The following is a 1,398-nucleotide window of genomic DNA, read 5'->3' on the forward strand; positions in this document are numbered from 1 at the left end:
GAATCCCCACCCTAAGCCCCGGAAACCCCCAAGGACAGCGAATCAACAGGCCGTCAAACCAGCCGTCAGACCCCCGCACCCCCTCTACTTGACATAATGGTCATTATCAATCAACTGCGGAAGCGGCCCGCATAAACCGTTCCATCCCGGGAAGACGCCCACACATGTCACCCCTGGAGGTCACCACCCCGAGCCTCGTCGCGCTGACGGCCGTCATCACCGCCGCCGTCATCTGGTTGATCATCTGGGCCGTACGGCTCACCAAGGCGCCGCGCAACCGGCCGAACCCCAGTGTGGATCTTGTGGACCAGGCGCGGGAACTCAAGGCGCTCGGCCAGATCCGTGAGGCCGTCTTCCTCGTACGCGGCGAGACCGGCATGAGCCAGCGGGCCGCATCGAGGTTCGTCAACCGCCTGTAGGGTCCGGCGGCCCCCTTTCCTTGCGTCCCTGCGGGAGCCCTTCTTGATACCCGACAGAACAGGGATTCTGTCTGGTATCGGGTGGTGTGTCCTGCTTTGGTGCTGCTTGTCCGGTGGTGTCGGGTGTTCGTGCCGCTTCCGCCGGGCGTGCTGGGCTGCCGTCATTCCTGTCATCCCTCCCGGGTGGACGCTAACCGCGTGCGGTTGTGATCAGGCAGGCCCTTTGCGGGGGGTCCTCCCCCGGCCGTGGCGGATCGCGGGCCGCTCCTCGGGTTGCCCTGCCGGTCGCCGACGGGTGTGGCCACGTCGCAGAGCGTGATGTTTGTGGGCAAATGGGACTAATCGGCGCTGGTCAGCAGGGGTTTTTGCGGTGAAGTGTCAGCGGTGGTGTGAGTTTCGTGTCAGCATCGAAGGCATGTATGGGTCATATGGGACGGACTGTAATGTCCGAGACCAGTGGGTTCGCCCGTCCGGCTGAGTCCGGTCCCCCGTGCCCGTGCGTCGTGTCGTCTCCCTTGTCCTGAAGGAAGTACCGCGTTGCGTATCTTGCTGCTCTGCTCCGCGTTCAACGGCCTGACCCAGCGTGCCTGGCTGGCGTTGCGGAGGGAGGGTCATGAGGTGAGTGTCGAGCTGGCCGTCTCCGAGCAGGCGATGGTGGAGGCGGCCGAGCTGGCCAAGCCGGATCTGGTGATCTGCCCGTTCTTGAAGGAGCGGGTGCCGGCGGCGTTGTGGCAGGGGCACCGTACGGTGATCATTCATCCTGGGCCTCCTGGGGATCGTGGGCCGTCGTCGCTGGATTGGGCGATCGTGGATGCCGAGCCTGAGTGGGGGGTGACGGCGTTGCAGGCGGTGGAGGAGATGGACGCGGGTCCGATCTGGGGGTATCGGGTGTTCGCGATGCCGTCGGAGCCGCCGCGTAAGTCGGCGTTGTACAACGGGCCGGTGTCCGATGCGGCGGTCGAGCTGGTGGTGGAGGTGG

The 1,398-nt window shown here is 65.4% G+C and carries 2 protein-coding genes; both read left to right on the top strand.

The window, feature by feature from the left end; translation table 11 throughout:
- Positions 1 to 164 precede the first annotated feature (164 nt).
- Entirely contained in the window at positions 165 to 419 is a 255-nt protein-coding gene (locus tag E1267_RS43765) for a hypothetical protein (RefSeq protein WP_132342216.1), read from the top strand.
- Between the two features lie 537 nt (positions 420 to 956).
- The coding region (locus E1267_RS43770; RefSeq protein ID WP_281283772.1) for a formyltransferase family protein at positions 957 to 1,398 on the top strand (442 nt) is incomplete at its 3' end.

The organism is Nonomuraea longispora (genome assembly GCF_004348345.1).
Taxonomy (GTDB): Bacteria; Actinomycetota; Actinomycetes; order Streptosporangiales; family Streptosporangiaceae; genus Nonomuraea; species Nonomuraea longispora.

Excerpts from the sequence above, each read along its gene's own strand:
- E1267_RS43765 (WP_132342216.1), top strand. The coding sequence starts at position 165 with ATGTCACCCCTGGAGGTCACCACCCCGAGCCTCGTCGCGCTGACGGCC.